Origin of the sequence: Leclercia sp. S52, assembly GCF_039727615.1 — a bacterium.
In the GTDB taxonomy this organism is placed as follows: domain Bacteria; phylum Pseudomonadota; class Gammaproteobacteria; order Enterobacterales; family Enterobacteriaceae; genus Enterobacter; species Enterobacter adecarboxylatus_B.
Genome location: NZ_CP152474.1, coordinates 923,955 through 939,077, shown reverse-complemented (window position 1 = coordinate 939,077; position 15,123 = coordinate 923,955). Strand labels below are relative to the sequence as shown.

Sequence of the window (15,123 nt, the reverse complement as noted above, 5' to 3'; positions counted from 1 at the left end):
AATGCGTCAGAAATGGTGCCGATAATAGGAGTCGAACCTACGACCTTCGCATTACGAATGCGCTGCTCTACCAACTGAGCTATATCGGCTTTCAGGAGAGAGATTACGGTGTAAAAGGGTAAGAAAAAGCGTCCACCCCGTCAACCCCTCACCTTTTAGTCGTTGATTTTTGCAGCAACACGCGCAAAAACCATAAACAATAAAGGGTTAACCCCCATCTTTCGTTCTTCCATAACGCATACTCGTCATATTTTGCGGCAATTTGCCCACGCCAGCGACCACGTCTCACTTCTTCCCTTCACGATCGGCTATCTTCAAATTTACCTTTTTGAAATCAAGCCCCGCCAGAACAGGTCGATATTCATTAGATCGGAACACAGAAATGCCTGAGAGAGTGGGTCAATAATGCATAAATTTTTTGTCACCGATGACATATCCGGTACGGATCTGGAGCCGAAAAGAACGGCGACCTTTGTCAAACGTGCCCTGCTACTGATGGTTGCCATGCTGTCAGGGCTGTTTATCATCGCCATTATCGCGCTGCTGACGATCGTGCAAAACATCAATCAGGACAGCGATAAGCACAGCACCATGCTGCTGGAAAAGGCGATCCATAACCGCGTGGATACGCTCACCACCCATATCAAAGACTATGCCTGGTGGGGCGAAGCCTACCAGCATCTTCATCCGAGGGTCGATACCGACTGGGCCTATACCCGGCAGAATATGGGTGGCACGCTGTGGCGCGATTTTGAGTACGAAGGGGTGTTCGTGCTGGACGGCAGCGGGCAGACCCGTTACAGCGTAATTGACGGCAAGCTGGTGAAAGCCTCTCTGCAATCCTGGCTGGGAGACGACCCCCTGCCCGAGTTGATTCAGAAAATAAACAAACCGGACGCTATCCCTCTGTCCAGTACGGTGGTGATGAAGGACGGCCATCCGGCGCTGGTGGCCGCGGCACGTATCACAACGGGTGACGACTCGAGTATCCAGGTGGCTCCCGGCCCGGCCTCGGTGCTGGTCTTTGTTGATGTGCTGGATGACCGTAAGCTCGTCGCGCTGGGGGAAGAGTACGGCATCGCCCAGACCCGCGTGCAGCACAAGGGTGCCCCGAAGCTGGCAGGGCGACGCGGGGTGGCAACGCTCCCCATTGATGGCCAGCAAATCACGTTTGAGTGGAAAAGCGAGAACCCGGGACGGGAGCTGCTGCGCTATATCCTGCCGCTGCTGGTCCTGCTGGCGCTCTTTACCGCGATCCCCGGTCTGATGCTGGGGCGCAACGCGCTGAAAAAGGCGCGGATGTATGATGAAAACACCTACCTGCTGGCGCAGAACCGTCTTGCGCTCACCGCCAGCGAACGCCGTTTTCGTGACGTCGCCGAGGCCACCACGGACTGGATCTGGGAGACCGATCCAGAGCTGCGTTTTACCTGGCTTTCCGAGCGTTTTCCCGGCATTACCGGGCACAGCATATCGGCCTGGATCGGTCGCTCGCTCAGCGATTTTATGGCCGCAGACAATCAGTCGCTGGCGGAGTGGATCACCCAGCCAGGCCAGACGGGCCATCGCCGCCTGCTGCACTGCCGCTATCTCTCCGCGATGGGCCACCAGCGCTACTGCCATATTGCGATCAAACCGGTGATCACCCCGGAGGGAATCACCGGCTACCGCGGCACCGCCACGGATGTCACCCTGGAGGTCGAGGCCCAGGCGCGGGTGGAGTATCTCTCCCGCCACGATGAACTCACCGGGCTGCCCAACCGGGTGCGGATGCGCGAGTTTCTGGAAGGCAAGCTACAGGCGCAGCCCACCCAGGCGCATCCGCTGGCGATGCTCAGCCTCGATCTCGATAAGTTTAAGCCGGTCAACGATCTGTTCGGTCACGGCGCCGGGGATACCGTGCTGCATGAGGTCTCAGCCAGGCTCCGGCACTGTATCCGCGATTACGATCTGGTAGCGCGCCAGGGCGGCGACGAGTTTATTCTGGTGATCTCCGACATTCATGACCGCCGCTACATTGATACCCTGTGCGAACGCATTATTGCTGAGCTGACGCGCCCCTTCATGATCAACGGGAATGAGATCGTGATCGGGGCCAGCATCGGGATCGCCATGGCGCCGCATGATGCCGTCGACGCGGGCGAGCTCCTGCGCTTCTCGGACATCGCGCTGTACAAAGCCAAAAGCACCGGGCGCAACAGATGGGTGTTCTATATGCCTGAAATGGCCGAGCAGATGGTACAGCGTCGGGAGATGGAAGAGAGCCTGCGCGATGGGATCAAAAAAGAGCAGTTCCGTCTGGTCTACCAGCCGCGCTACGGCCATGACTCGTCGCGGATCATCGCCGTGGAGGCGCTCATCCGCTGGGATCACCCCGAGCTTGGCCTGATCATGCCGGATCAGTTTATTTCGCTGGCCGAAGAGACCGGGCTGATTATTCCGCTCAGCGACTGGGTGCTGAAAACCGCCTGTCGGGACGCGCAGCAGACGCTGCACGGCCTCTCTGTCTCGGTGAATATCTCTGCCGTCGAGTTCCAGTCCTGGCAGGTAGTGGACCGCATCAGGGATGCACTGCAGGCGTCGCAGTTAGATCCGGCCCGGCTGGAGATCGAAATTACCGAAAATGCCACCCTTTGGAACCCGGAAAACAGCCTCGAAATCATGCTGGCACTGAAGAAACTGGGCGTGAAGCTGCTGATGGACGATTTCGGCACCGGCTACTCTTCCCTGAGCTATCTGCGCAATTTCCCGTTCGATGGCATCAAGCTGGATAAATCCTTTATCGACGGCATGCCGGAAAGCGACAGCGCCAATACCATCGTCGAGAATATTATCGGCCTGGGCAAAGCCTTCTCGCTGACTATTACGGCTGAAGGGGTGGAAACCGAAGGGCAGCTGCAGAAGCTGATGATGATGAAGTGCGATGAAACCCAGGGTTATTTAATCAGCAGGCCGCTCAGCCTGGCGGCATTGCAGGAGCAAATCGCCGCCCTGGACTCGGCGGCGCAGGAACGGATAGAGCAGAATTCACAAGGATAGCGCGGGCAGCAGAGGCCGCCCGCGTAGGGGATTATGCCCGGATGGTATCGTCACCAAAGCCGACCCACTTGTAGGTGGTCAGCGCTTCCAGCCCCATCGGGCCGCGCGCGTGCAGCTTCTGGGTGCTGACCGCCACTTCTGCGCCGAGGCCAAACTGGCCGCCGTCGGTGAAGCGAGTGGAGGCGTTCACATACACGGCAGACGAATCCACTTCGTTCACAAAGCGGTTGGCGTTGCTCAGGGTGCGGGTAAGGATCGCGTCCGAGTGCTGGGTACCATGGGCGCGAATATGGGCGATGGCGTCGTCCAGGTCGGCAACCACTTTCACATTCAGATCCAGCGACAGGAACTCGTCGTCGTACTGTTCTGCTTTCACTTCCTCAACCTTCGCCGGGCCGTCTTTCAGCTGAGTCAGCGCATGGGTATCGGCGTGCAGGGTGACGCCGCTTTGTGCCATCTGCTGGCTTAAGGCAGGCAGGAAGCGGTCAGCGATAGCCTGATGCACCAGCAGCGTCTCCACGGTGTTACAGGTACTCGGGCGCTGGGTTTTGGCGTTGACGATGATCTTCAGGGCCGGTTCGATCTCGGCAGTCTCATCGACAACGATATGGCATACGCCGATGCCGCCGGTGATCACCGGGATCGTCGACTGCTCGCGGCACAGTTTGTGCAGCCCTGCCCCGCCGCGCGGGATCAGCATGTCGATGTATTTGTCCATCCGCAGCATCTCGTTAACCAGCGCACGATCCGGGCTTTCAATTGCCTGTACCGCACCGGCGGGCAGGCCGCACTCTTCCAGCGCCTGCTGGATCACTTTCACCGTGGCGGCGTTGGTGCGCCAGGTCTCTTTCCCGCCGCGCAGGATCGCGGCGTTGCCGGTTTTCAGGCACAGGGAGGCGACATCAACGGTCACGTTCGGGCGCGCTTCGTAGATCACCCCGATCACACCCAGCGGCACGCGGCGACGTTCAATGCGCAGGCCGCTGTCCAGCAGTCCACCGTCGATCACCTGCCCGACCGGATCGGCCAGGCTGCACACCTGACGCACGTCGTCGGCAATGCTTTTCAGGCGCGCGGGGTTTAAGGCCAGGCGATCGAGCATCGCCTCGCTCAGGCCGTTGCGGCGGGCTTCCAGCAGATCCTGCTCGTTGGCGAGCAAAATCTCGTGAGACTGGGCTTCCAGATACTCTGCGATTTTTTCCAGCACGCGGTTTTTCTCGCGGCTGGAAAGGAGCGCCAGTTTGTACGAGGCGGCTTTGGCAGCGGCGCCCATTTGTTCCAGCATGTCCTGCTCCTTAACGGGTGATCATATCGTCGCGATGGACAGCAACCGGGCCATACTCATAGCCGAGAATGGCATCGATCTGCTGTGAATGGTGGCCTGCAATACGGCGCAGCGCGTCGCTGTTGTAGCGGCAGACGCCGTGGGCAATGTCGCGCCCTTCCAGATTACAGATACGGATCACTTCACCACGGGAGAAGTTGCCTGTCACGTTTTTAATTCCTTTTGGAAGCAATGAGCTGCCTCGTTCCAGAATCGCGGCGGTGGCACCTTCGTCAACGGTTATCTCCCCGGCAGGCGGTGCGCCGAAAATCCAGCGTTTGCGGTTCTCCAGCGGCGTGGCTTCGGCGTGGAAACGGGTTCCAACCGAAATGCCTTCCATCACATCGCCAATCACGCCCGGACGGCTGCCGGCGGCGATAATAGTGTCGATACCCGCCCGGCACGCCACGTCGGCGGCCTGCAGCTTGGTGCCCATCCCGCCGGTGCCAAGGCCCGACACGCTGTCGCCTGCAATGGCGCGCAGCGCATCGTCGATGCCTTTTACATCGGTGATCAGTTCAGCCTGCGGGTTGGTGCGCGGGTCAGCGGTAAACAGCCCCTGTTGATCGGTGAGCAGCAGCAGCTTATCGGCGCCCGCCAGAATCGCGGCCAGCGCCGAGAGGTTATCGTTGTCGCCAACCTTAATTTCGGCGGTGGCGACCGCATCGTTCTCGTTAATGACCGGCACGATGTTGTTATCCAGCAGCGCGCGCAGGGTATCGCGGGCGTTGAGGAAACGCTCGCGGTCTTCCATATCGGCGCGGGTCAGCAGCATCTGCCCGACGTGGATGCCGTATATAGAGAACAGCTGTTCCCAGAGTTGAATCAGGCGGCTCTGCCCCACCGCCGCCAGCAGCTGCTTGGAGGCGATGGTGGCGGGGAGCTCGGGGTAGCCCAGGTGCTCACGTCCGGCGGCAATCGCCCCGGAGGTCACAATTACAATACGGTGCCCTGCGGCATGCAGCTGTGCGCACTGGCGGACCAGTTCGACAATGTGGGCGCGATTAAGGCGGCGCGATCCGCCTGTTAACACACTGGTACCGAGTTTTACCACCAGCGTCTGGCTGTCACTCATGATTCTCTGCCGTTCAACAATAGGGGAAATGATATCAATCAGACTTTTTATCAGGACTGGGGCCCGTTGCCAACCGCCTTAACACAAAGGCCGCGACTTTGTTGCGCGGGATCAGGAAGCGTAGCGGCAAACTTTGACACTTTTATTACTGAAATAAAAAAACACGCTTTTTTAAACTTATTCTGGAATTGTCATAAAACGTTCATTTCATAAAGTTAAAACCCTTCCTGTTTTTTCACGGAACATAAGCATGAGCTGACTGTTCAGCGAATATTAGCGCGTTTATAAGAAACCAGGATTGAAAATGAAAAAGAGTACTCTGGCATTAGTGGTAATGGGCGTTGTAGCAACTTCATCTGTACAGGCAGCCGAAGTATTTAATAAAAACGGCAATAAACTGGACGTGTACGGAAAAGTAAAAGCCATGCATTATCTCAGCGATGATGATGCCAAAGATGGTGACCAGACTTATGTGCGTTTCGGCTTTAAAGGCGAAACTCAGATTAACGAACAGCTGACCGGCTATGGCCGTTGGGAAGCTGAATTCTCCGGTAACAAAGCCGAAAGCGACGCGACGCAGAAAACCCGTCTGGCTTTTGCCGGTATTAAGCTGAAAGACTTCGGTTCATTCGACTACGGTCGTAACCTCGGCGCGCTGTACGACGTTGAAGCCTGGACCGATATGTTCCCGGAATTCGGCGGTGACTCTTCCGCGCAGACCGACAACTTCATGACCAAACGCGCCAGCGGCCTGGCAACCTACCGTAATTCCGACTTCTTCGGCGCCATCGATGGCCTGGACCTGACCCTGCAATATCAGGGTAAAAACGAAGGCCGCGAAGCGAAGAAACAGAACGGCGACGGTTTCGGTACCTCTCTGACCTATGATTTCGGCGGCAGCGACTTCGCCATCAGCGGTGCCTACACCAACTCTGACCGCACCAACGCCCAGAACCTGCTGGCACGTGGCGAAGGTGAAAAAGCGGAAGCCTGGGGCACCGGTCTGAAATATGACGCCAACAACCTTTACCTGGCAACCATGTACACCGAAACGCGCAATATGACGCCAATCTCCGGCGGCTTTGCGAATAAAGCACAGAACTTCGAAGCCGTGGCGCAATATCAGTTTGACTTTGGTCTTCGCCCGTCCCTGGGTTATGTCCAGTCTAAAGGCAAGGATATTGAAGGCATCGGTGATGAAGATATCGTGAAATATATCGACGTTGGCGCGACCTACTATTTCAACAAAAATATGTCCGCGTTTGTTGATTATAAAATCAACCAGATTGACGACGATAATAAACTGGGCGTGAGCAGCGATGATATCGTTGCTCTCGGTATGACCTACCAGTTCTGATTGAGCAAAATAAAAAACCCGGCGCTGGATGGCCGGGTTTTTTTATTGTCTGTTTTTCACGTCGGACGTTAAGCGGTCAGCTTTACCGGCTCGTTGGTGAAATCATCAGCAGGCTCGAGTTTCAGATCGAACGTCGTCAGCAACGCACGGGCCTTCTCGTGGAATTCACGCAGGGTATGCTCCAGGCGCTGGACCACTTCAGGATCCTTAATCGCCACCGCCTGCCAGTGACCGTCTTTATCGAACAGGCCAAACTGGTAGCTATAGGTGAAGCGTGATGCTTCGGCTTCCATTTCCATCCACCATCCCCAGAATTCGCGCTTTTCCGGCGCTGGCTTTACGTTAACGCACACGGCCAGGCAGTCGAAAAAAAAGCGATTCTCTTCGCACTGCTCTTCGCGGATGTAGGGGCCAAGAGCCATAAACTTCTTGATCATTCTACTTTTCGGATGTCCACTCGGTAACGTCATTGCGATCTCCTTTAATGAAGCCACTGTTGTACCAAACCTTAAGAAATTAGCAATCTCTTAACACAATCTCTGATGGATCCAACGCGTAATCTGCTGCAATGCCTTGTCGAAATTCTCATACACCGGGCTGAACGGCACCTCCAGCAGCTTACCGTCGACAGATGACGAGGTGATTAAGCGGGACTCCTCCTCCGGGCTGAAGGGATCGTTTTTCCAGAAGCCAGAGAGCATCGGCGTCGGGCAGCGGCGGCCCAGTAATCCCTGAGTTTTCAGCGAGTAGCGATTAAGCTCCACGCGCAGCGCCTCGTCGGAAGCATCATGCATGCCGAGGCTACTGGCCAGCACGTCAAGGTACATTTCCGGCACGTTGCCCTGGCGCGCAGGTTCGCTTAACAGCGCATGCACCACCGGTCCCAGACAGGCCACCGCTTTCAGGCGTGAGGATTCCAGATAGGCCAGACGCACGGCGACGTTAGCGCCAAAGCGGAAGCCAAACGCCGCCACCCGGGTATGGTCCACCCACGGATTCTGTTCCAGCGCTTTCAGGGCATGCTGGTGGAGCAAGCTGGAATCCTGGGTCAGTTTCCATTTGGACGAGAAGCCGATCGACGGCATGTCGAGGGTCAGCATCGCCAGCCCTTTCGGGGCTAAGTAGCGCTCATAGAGGCTGTAGTAATCGGTTTGCAGCGAGTCGAGGCCGCCGCACATCATCACCGTCGGGAAGGGGCCATCGCCAGGGGGCATATGCAGAAAACCGGTCACCGCCGGGCCGCCGGGAACGGTAAAGGTGAGTTCGCGCATCTGGCCCGGCAGATGCTGGGCCGCTTCCTGGTAGGCGCGGTTCGCCAGGGCTTGCGCCTGCTCCGCCAGTTCGTCGCCTTTCAGATGCGGGTAAGCCGCGATACTGTAGAGGTTACAGGCATGCAGCCAGTGCTTGCCGCTTAACAGGGGATCCTCTTCCTGGCTCGCCTTTTGCTGCCAGATCATCGCCTGTTTTGCCCACTCGTAGATCCAGTTGCCGCCGCGATAGCCCACCACCGTGTCGTACAGATCGTCGTCGGTCCGTTCGGCCTGGCTCATCACGATACGCGCCTGCACATCCAGAATTTCACGGGGATCGATGCCGCGCCAGATCCACATCAGACGGTTAACCATGCGATACCAGTGCGGGATGTTTTTGCCATCCAGCGCCGATTGCACTGACGGTTGTACGCCACTGTTAAAGCGACGAACCAGCGTCGAGGTTTCCGGATGTTTGAATTTGGGCTTGAAGAGAATTTCGCTGAGATTCGCCTGGGACATTGCGCGCTGCCTCTTAAGATACGTCAGAGGGCATCATTGTAACGCGACAGGGGCGAAAAAAATAACGCCCGGCATCACCGGGCGTTAAAAATGTATGGATTAGCGACCTGAAATAGGCGGGATGAATGCTACGCCCATATCCCATGGCTGTTCGATCCAGGTATCCTGAGGGATATCAATCACATAATCGTCAACCAGTGGTTTACCCGCCGGCTTGGCGAAGATGGTCACGAAATGCGCTTTTGGATACATTTCGCGGATGGCAACCGCCGTACCGCCGGTATCAACCAGATCGTCAATCACGATGAAACCTTCACCATCGCCTTCAGCGCGTTTCAGCACGGTCAGCTCACGCTGGTTGTCGTGGTCGTAGCTGGAGATGCACACGGTATCGACATGACGAATACCCAGCTCACGTGCCAGCAATGCCCCCGGTACCAGGCCACCGCGGCTAACAGCGATGATGCCTTTCCACTGTTCAGATGGCATCAGGCGTGCAGCCAGTTTACGTGCATGAATCTGCAACATGTCCCAGGTGACGATGTATTTTTCGCTCATGTGAATTGTCCCAGCCTGTTTATATACGGCTTAAAAAGTGTTCGAGGGGGAAAATGGTTGCGCGAGATTATAGAGATCTGAAGCACTAAAAACCAGTGCTAAGCGGTTCCGCCCGGAGTTTTTACTTGCTTACCCCTACCAGCCGCCAGAGAAAGTGGTATTCTCGAACCCACCTCGCAAGTCTGACTTGTGGTAACTCTAAACCTGCTAACCCCGTGACCTGCAACATTGTCTGCCGGCCATCGACAAGGAGACTTACTGTGTCTGAACTGTCTCAGTTATCGCCACAACCGCTGTGGGATATTTTTGCCAAAATCTGCTCCATTCCTCACCCGTCCTATCACGAAGAACAGCTTGCCGAACACATCATGGGCTGGGCGAAGGAAAAAGGGCTGCACGCCGAACGCGACCAGGTTGGCAACATTCTGATCCGTAAACCTGCCACCGCCGGGATGGAAAACCGTAAACCGGTTGTGCTGCAGGCGCACCTGGACATGGTTCCGCAGAAGAACAACGACACCGTACACGACTTCACCAAAGATCCGATTCAGCCGTACATCGACGGCGAGTGGATCAAAGCCCGCGGCACCACCCTGGGTGCGGACAACGGCATCGGTATGGCCTCTGCGCTGGCGGTGCTGGCCGACGATCGCGTTGAGCATGGTCCGCTGGAAGTGCTGCTGACCATGACCGAAGAAGCCGGTATGGATGGCGCCTTCGGTCTGCAGGCGAACTGGCTGCAGGCGGATATTCTGATCAATACCGATTCCGAAGAGGAAGGCGAAATCTACATGGGTTGCGCGGGCGGTATCGACTTTATCTCCACCCTGCCGCTGACCCGTGAAGCGATTCCGGCGGGCTTCCAGACCTTCAAGCTGACGCTGAAAGGGCTGAAAGGCGGCCACTCCGGCGGTGATATTCACCTGGGGTTAGGCAATGCCAACAAGCTGCTGGCCCGTTTCCTGGCCGGCCATGCTGCCGAGCTGGATCTGCGTCTGGTGGACTTCAACGGCGGTACGCTGCGTAACGCGATCCCGCGTGAAGCCTTCGCCACCGTGGCCGTTGCCGCAGACAAAGCCGATGCGCTGAAAAAGCTCTCCACCGTCTATCTGGATATCCTGAAAAACGAGCTGGAAGCGAAAGAGAAGAATCTGACCGTAGTGCTGGAAGCCGTCACGACGGATAAAGCCGCGCTGACCGAACAGTCCCGCGACCGCTTTGTTCAGCTGCTGAACGCAACCCCTAACGGTGTGATCCGCAACTCTGACGTGGCGAAAGGCGTGGTGGAAACCTCCCTGAACGTCGGCGTGGTGACCATGGCTGACGACAGCGCAGAGATCATCTGCCTGATCCGCTCCCTGATCGACAGCGGTAAAGATTACGTGGTGAGCATGCTGGAATCTCTGGGCAAACTGTCCGGCGCGCAAACCGTTGCCAAGGGTAGCTACCCGGGCTGGCAGCCGGATGCGAGTTCACCGGTGATGGCGCTGGTGCGTGAAACCTATCAGCGTCTGTTCAACAGCACGCCGAACATTCAGGTGATCCACGCCGGTCTGGAGTGCGGTCTGTTCAAGAAACCGTACCCGGATATGGATATGGTTTCCATCGGGCCAACCATTACCGGTCCTCACTCTCCGGATGAGCAGGTTCATATCGAAAGCGTGGGCCATTACTGGACCCTGCTGACCGAACTGCTGAAAGCGATCCCGACGAAGTAATCAGCCTTGTTGCCCGGCGGCACTGCGTTTGCCGGGCCTACGGGGCATGCGCCTTTTGTAGGCCCGGTAAGCGTGAGCGCCACCGGGCAGTAGTTCGTAGGCCCGGTAAGCGTGAGCGCCACCGGGCTTTTTTTACAGCCCCAGCACCAGCTGCCGCTCCAGCTGCGGATCCAGCAGCGTGACGTGTAACCCCACCAGCCGCACACCCCGCCCTGCCCGTCGCTCTTCCCAGGTTTTCTTCGCGGTCGCAATCAAATCCTCTTTGTTCAGCCGCGGCCAGACGTGCTCCTGGGTGGTTTGCTGAAAGTCGTTAAACTTGAGTTTTACCCCCTGGCGGGCAATCAGCAGATCCGGTTTGACCTTTGCCAGCCGCCGCTCCAGCTCAGGGTAAAGCTGCCCGACGATTATGGCTTCGCAGTCTGCCCAGTCATGAATATCCTCGGCCAGGGTGCGTTCCACGCCCACCGATTTACGCAGCCGCTCGCTGTTAACGTTGCGCTCATCAATGCCCTGGCTCCGCTCCCACAGTACCCGACCAAACTTACCGAAGCGCTTCAACAGCATCCCCAGATCGCTGTTCTGCACATCCTCGCAGGTGCGCAGCCCCATGTTCTCCAGCTTTGCCGCCGAGACTTTCCCTACGCCGGGGATCTTGCCGAGCGGCAGCGTTTTGATAAACGCCGGCACCTCGTCAGGGGTGATCACATACTGGCCGTTGGGCTTATTGAGATCGGAGGCAATTTTGGCGAGAAATTTTACCGGCGCGACGCCCGCCGAGGCGGTCAGCTGTAGTTCATCGAAAATCGTCTGGCGGATCTCCTGAGCCATCAGCGTGGCGGAGCCGTGACAGTGCAGGCTGTCGGTGACATCCAGGTAGGCTTCGTCCAGCGACAGGGGCTCAATCAGGGAGGTGTAGCGGGAGAAGATCTCACGAATATGGTGGGACGCTTCTTTATAGGCCTCAAAGCGGCCGGGTAATAAGGTCAGGTGCGGGCAGAGTTTTAAGGCCATCGCGGTCGGCATGGCGCTGCGCACGCCAAACTTACGCGCCGGGTAGTTCGCGGTGCTGATCACCCCGCGTTGTACACGGCTGCCGCCAATAGCAATGGGGATATCCCGCAGCGCCGGGTTGTCGCGCATCTCTACCGCAGCAAAAAAACAGTCCATATCAACATGGATTATCTTGCGCATCATCTTCACCACACCTGTAATTATGCACAGTATAACAAAGAGCTAAAAATGCGTCAGCAGATTTACCGTCTCACTCCTGTCATCAAAGCGTGGTACAAGGGTAAGCCTTCACACACCTACAAATCATTGAATTACATGATTTAAAATGGAAAATTATTCATGAAAAAGATGATTATCGCCTCACTTCTGCTGACGTCCACGGCCTGGGCCAGTCCACAAATTATCGCTCACCGTGGCGGAACCGCCGACGCACCGGAGAATACCCTCCCGGCCATCAAGCTGGCGCTGGAAAACCGCGCGCAGGCTATCTGGATCACCGTGCAGCTCAGTCGCGACGGCGTGCCGGTTCTCTATCGTCCCAGCGATCTCAGCGCGTTAACCGCCGCAAAGGGCAACGTCTCCCAGTACACCCAGGCCGAACTGGCGACATTTGATGCCGGGGCAAAATGGAAAGAAAAGGTCGCCGGAACCACCATTCCGACCCTGAAAGCGGTGCTTGAACGCTGGCCTGACGTCCCGTTCTATATCGACATTAAATCCCCCGACGCCGATCCGGCTGAGATGGGCAAACAGCTGCTTGGCGTGCTGAAAGCGACCAACAGCCTGACACATGTTCGCGTCTATTCAACAGAGGATCGCTATCTGGATGCCCTGCCTGCAGAGGTGCCGCGCTTTGTCACCCGCAGCGAAACGCGCACCCGGCTGGCGAATATCTCCCTGAACCACGAATGCCTGCCGCCAGCAAAGAAAATGGATGCCTGGTGGTACGGGCTGGAGCTGAACCGCAAGGTGGAAGTGGTAGAGAAATTCACGCTAGGCGATGGCATCTCCCCGGCCACTCTGACGTGGGACAAAGAGGCGATGGACTGCTTCCGCTCTCAGGGGAATGCCCATGTGATCCTGCTTGGCGTTAACTCCGCCGAGGATTACCAGAAAGCACTAGGTTTGGGGGCCGACGGCGTGATGGTGGATTCACCCGCCCAGGCCAGAGCCTGGATGAAGTAAAAAAAACAGGCCGCTGCTGCGGCCTGTTTCGTTCAGAGGATCCGGTTTTGCTGGCGCTGAGCTTCGCGTTCCATGCGCTTTTTACGCGCGTCGCAGGGCTCCGGGCAGTCGCAGACTTTATCCATCCCCAGCGAGGAGATGCCGCCGCAGCTGCCCTGAATGCTTTTGCGCTTGATAATCCAGCCGAGCGACATGCCAAATATCACCAGAACAAAGATCGCAAAGGTCAGCAGGAAGGTCACCATCATCAGCCTCCAAAATCATCCAGCATGATGTTCTCATCTTCCACGCCGAGATCCTGCAGCATTTTGATCACGGCGGCGTTCATCATTGGCGGCCCGCACATGTAGAACTCACAGTCTTCCGGCGCGGCGTGATGTTTGAGGTAGTTTTCATACAGCACGTTATGGATGAACCCGGTATAGCCGGTCCAGTTATCTTCCGGCTGCGGATCGGACAGCGCAATGTGGAAACTGAAGTTCGGGTTATCCCGCGCCAGCTGTTCAAACTCCTCCTGATAGAACATCTCCCGCAGCGAGCGGGCGCCGTACCAGAAGCTGATCTTACGTTGACTGCCGAGGCGCTTAAGCTGGTCGAAGATATGCGAACGCATCGGCGCCATCCCGGCGCCCCCGCCAATAAACACCATTTCGGCGTCGGTCTCTTTGGCAAAAAACTCACCAAACGGCCCGGAAATGGTGACCTTATCCCCGGCCTTCAGCGACCAGATATAGGACGACATGATCCCCGGCGGCGCATCCGGTACGCCCGGCGGCGGCGTGGCGATACGCACGTTGAGCATGATGATGCCTTTCTCGTCCGGGTAGTTGGCCATGGAGTAGGCGCGCAGCGTCGGCTCTTTCACCTCAGAGACAAAGCGGAACAGATTGAATTTGTCCCAGTCGCCGCGGTACTCGTCCGGCACGTCAAAGTCTTTGTATGCGACGGTATGCTCCGGACATTCGATCTGAATGTAGCCGCCCGCGCGGAACGGCACGTCTTCCCCATCGGGAACGCGCAGCTTCAGCTCTTTAATGAAGGTGGCCTTATTATCGTTAGAGATAACCTCGCACTGCCACTTTTTCACGCCGAAGATCTCCTCCGGCAGCTCAATCTTCATGTTCTGGCGCACTGCCACCTGACAGGCCAGACGGCAGCCCTCTTTCGCCTCACGCTTGCTGATGTGCGACAGCTCGGTCGGCAGAATATCCCCGCCGCCCTCTTTAACCGTGACCCGACACTGTCCACAGGAGCCACCGCCGCCGCAGGCAGAAGAGATAAAAATGCCATTGCCGGAGAGGGTGTTCAGCAGCTTATCGCCCGCAGGGGTGCGGATCTGCTTATCCGCCTCATCGTTAATCTCGATGATCACATCGCCGGAGTTCACCAGCTTTGACCGCGCCACCAGGATCAGCCCCGAGAGCACCAGCACAATCAGCGTGAACATCACTACGCCAAGTATAATTTCCATACATTTAGCCCTTACAGCTGCACACCGGAGAAGGACATGAAGCCCAGCGCCATCAGACCGGTGGTGATAAAGGTGATCCCTAAGCCGCGCAACCCGGCCGGCACGTTGGCATACTTCATTTTTTCGCGCAGGCCCGCCATCGTCACGATAGCCAGCATCCAGCCAATGCCGGAGCCGAAGCCGTATACCACCGACTCGCTAAAGTTGTAATCACGCTGCACCATGAACGACACGCCGCCGAAGATGGCGCAGTTCACGGCGATCAGCGGCAGGAAGATCCCCAGCGCCGTGTAGAGTGACGGGAAGTATTTATCGAGGATCATCTCCAGGATCTGCACAAGCGCCGCAATCACGCCAATAAAGGTGATGAAGTTGAGGAAACTCAGATCAACGCCATCCACCAGCGCGCCGTCGCGCAGCACCAGGTTAAAGACCAGATTGTTGATGGGAACCGACAGCCCCAGCACCACCGTAACGGCAACGCCCAGGCCGAAGGCGGTCGACACCTTTTTCGAGACAGCAAGGAAGGTACACATGCCGAGGAAAAACGCGAGCGCCATGTTTTCAACAAACACCGCCCGCACAAACAAACTCAGGTAATGAGCCATTGTCG

13 protein-coding genes and 1 tRNA gene are annotated in these 15,123 nt (G+C 57.1%); 4 read left to right on the top strand and 10 right to left on the bottom strand.

Annotated elements, in window-relative coordinates; translation table 11 throughout:
• Window positions 1–13: 13 nt before the first annotated feature.
• Window positions 14–89: transfer RNA gene (locus AAHB66_RS04420), tRNA-Thr, on the bottom strand.
• A gap of 316 nt (window positions 90–405) precedes the next feature.
• On the opposite strand from AAHB66_RS04420, the gene AAHB66_RS04415 reads away from it, so the two are divergent.
• Window positions 406–3,039, top strand: a complete 2,634-nt coding sequence (locus tag AAHB66_RS04415) for an EAL domain-containing protein (protein ID WP_347115331.1) — start codon at window positions 406–408, stop codon at window positions 3,037–3,039.
• A 31-nt stretch (window positions 3,040–3,070) separates the two neighbouring features.
• Here AAHB66_RS04415 and proA read toward each other — a convergent pair whose 3' ends face one another.
• Both proA and proB read right to left on the bottom strand, forming a co-directional pair.
• Window positions 3,071–4,324, bottom strand: a complete 1,254-nt coding sequence (gene proA / locus AAHB66_RS04410) for a glutamate-5-semialdehyde dehydrogenase (protein ID WP_347115330.1) — start codon at window positions 4,322–4,324, stop codon at window positions 3,071–3,073.
• A 10-nt stretch (window positions 4,325–4,334) separates the two neighbouring features.
• Window positions 4,335–5,438: a glutamate 5-kinase gene (gene proB, locus AAHB66_RS04405; protein WP_032616689.1), complete on the bottom strand. Its 1,104-nt coding sequence runs from the start codon at window positions 5,436–5,438 to the stop codon at window positions 4,335–4,337.
• Window positions 5,439–5,742: 304 nt separating this feature from the next.
• Between proB and phoE the strand changes: the two genes are divergently transcribed.
• A complete protein-coding gene (phoE, locus tag AAHB66_RS04400) occupies window positions 5,743–6,795 on the top strand; it encodes a phosphoporin PhoE (protein WP_347115329.1) in 1,053 nt (350 codons plus the stop codon).
• Between the two features lie 68 nt (window positions 6,796–6,863).
• Here phoE and crl read toward each other — a convergent pair whose 3' ends face one another.
• The 3 genes from crl to gpt all read right to left on the bottom strand — a co-directional run bounded on the left by crl (window position 6,864) and on the right by gpt (window position 9,125).
• On the bottom strand, window positions 6,864–7,265 hold the full coding sequence (crl, locus tag AAHB66_RS04395; protein WP_347115328.1) for a sigma factor-binding protein Crl: 402 nt from the start codon (window positions 7,263–7,265) through the stop codon (window positions 6,864–6,866).
• Between the two features lie 57 nt (window positions 7,266–7,322).
• A complete protein-coding gene (gene frsA / locus AAHB66_RS04390; RefSeq protein WP_347115327.1) occupies window positions 7,323–8,567 on the bottom strand; it encodes an esterase FrsA in 1,245 nt (414 codons plus the stop codon).
• Window positions 8,568–8,666: 99 nt separating this feature from the next.
• On the bottom strand, window positions 8,667–9,125 hold the full coding sequence (gpt, locus tag AAHB66_RS04385) for a xanthine phosphoribosyltransferase (protein ID WP_347115326.1): 459 nt from the start codon (window positions 9,123–9,125) through the stop codon (window positions 8,667–8,669).
• A gap of 260 nt (window positions 9,126–9,385) precedes the next feature.
• On the opposite strand from gpt, the gene pepD reads away from it, so the two are divergent.
• On the top strand, window positions 9,386–10,843 hold the full coding sequence (pepD, locus tag AAHB66_RS04380) for a cytosol nonspecific dipeptidase (RefSeq protein WP_347115325.1): 1,458 nt from the start codon (window positions 9,386–9,388) through the stop codon (window positions 10,841–10,843).
• Between the two features lie 132 nt (window positions 10,844–10,975).
• Here the strand turns inward: pepD and dinB are convergent, their stop codons facing one another.
• A complete protein-coding gene (gene dinB, locus AAHB66_RS04375) occupies window positions 10,976–12,034 on the bottom strand; it encodes a DNA polymerase IV (protein WP_106996018.1) in 1,059 nt (352 codons plus the stop codon).
• Between the two features lie 159 nt (window positions 12,035–12,193).
• Here dinB and AAHB66_RS04370 point away from each other — a divergent pair, with 159 nt between their 5' ends.
• The gene (locus AAHB66_RS04370; RefSeq protein WP_347115324.1) at window positions 12,194–13,039 is read left to right on the top strand and encodes a glycerophosphodiester phosphodiesterase family protein; all 846 of its coding nucleotides are present in this window, start codon (window positions 12,194–12,196) and stop codon (window positions 13,037–13,039) included.
• Between the two features lie 32 nt (window positions 13,040–13,071).
• Here the strand turns inward: AAHB66_RS04370 and nqrM are convergent, their stop codons facing one another.
• The 3 genes from nqrM to nqrE are packed head-to-tail and all read right to left on the bottom strand — an operon-like array spanning window position 13,072 to window position 15,118.
• Window positions 13,072–13,287: a (Na+)-NQR maturation NqrM gene (gene nqrM, locus AAHB66_RS04365; protein ID WP_347115323.1), complete on the bottom strand. Its 216-nt coding sequence runs from the start codon at window positions 13,285–13,287 to the stop codon at window positions 13,072–13,074.
• Window positions 13,287–14,510, bottom strand: coding sequence for an NADH:ubiquinone reductase (Na(+)-transporting) subunit F (gene nqrF, locus AAHB66_RS04360; RefSeq protein ID WP_347115322.1), 1,224 nt, complete (start codon window positions 14,508–14,510; stop codon window positions 13,287–13,289). The genes nqrM and nqrF overlap by 1 nt, the downstream gene beginning before the upstream one ends.
• Before the next feature lie 11 nt (window positions 14,511–14,521).
• Window positions 14,522–15,118, bottom strand: coding sequence for an NADH:ubiquinone reductase (Na(+)-transporting) subunit E (nqrE, locus tag AAHB66_RS04355; RefSeq protein ID WP_142488335.1), 597 nt, complete (start codon window positions 15,116–15,118; stop codon window positions 14,522–14,524).
• Window positions 15,119–15,123: the final 5 nt, after the last annotated feature.

Bases quoted from the DNA above. Each gene is read 5' to 3' on its own strand.
- nqrM (WP_347115323.1), bottom strand. From the start codon at position 13,287: ATGATGGTGACCTTCCTGCTGACCTTTGCGATCTTTGTTCTGGTGATA.
- gpt (WP_347115326.1), bottom strand. From the start codon at position 9,125: ATGAGCGAAAAATACATCGTCACCTGGGACATGTTGCAGATTCATGCA.
- phoE (WP_347115329.1), top strand. From the start codon at position 5,743: ATGAAAAAGAGTACTCTGGCATTAGTGGTAATGGGCGTTGTAGCAACT.
- AAHB66_RS04370 (WP_347115324.1), top strand. From the start codon at position 12,194: ATGAAAAAGATGATTATCGCCTCACTTCTGCTGACGTCCACGGCCTGG.
- nqrF (WP_347115322.1), bottom strand. From the start codon at position 14,510: ATGGAAATTATACTTGGCGTAGTGATGTTCACGCTGATTGTGCTGGTG.
- dinB (WP_106996018.1), bottom strand. From the start codon at position 12,034: ATGCGCAAGATAATCCATGTTGATATGGACTGTTTTTTTGCTGCGGTA.
- frsA (WP_347115327.1), bottom strand. From the start codon at position 8,567: ATGTCCCAGGCGAATCTCAGCGAAATTCTCTTCAAGCCCAAATTCAAA.
- proB (WP_032616689.1), bottom strand. From the start codon at position 5,438: ATGAGTGACAGCCAGACGCTGGTGGTAAAACTCGGTACCAGTGTGTTA.
- AAHB66_RS04415 (WP_347115331.1), top strand. From the start codon at position 406: ATGCATAAATTTTTTGTCACCGATGACATATCCGGTACGGATCTGGAG.
- proA (WP_347115330.1), bottom strand. From the start codon at position 4,324: ATGCTGGAACAAATGGGCGCCGCTGCCAAAGCCGCCTCGTACAAACTG.
- crl (WP_347115328.1), bottom strand. From the start codon at position 7,265: ATGACGTTACCGAGTGGACATCCGAAAAGTAGAATGATCAAGAAGTTT.
- nqrE (WP_142488335.1), bottom strand. From the start codon at position 15,118: ATGGCTCATTACCTGAGTTTGTTTGTGCGGGCGGTGTTTGTTGAAAAC.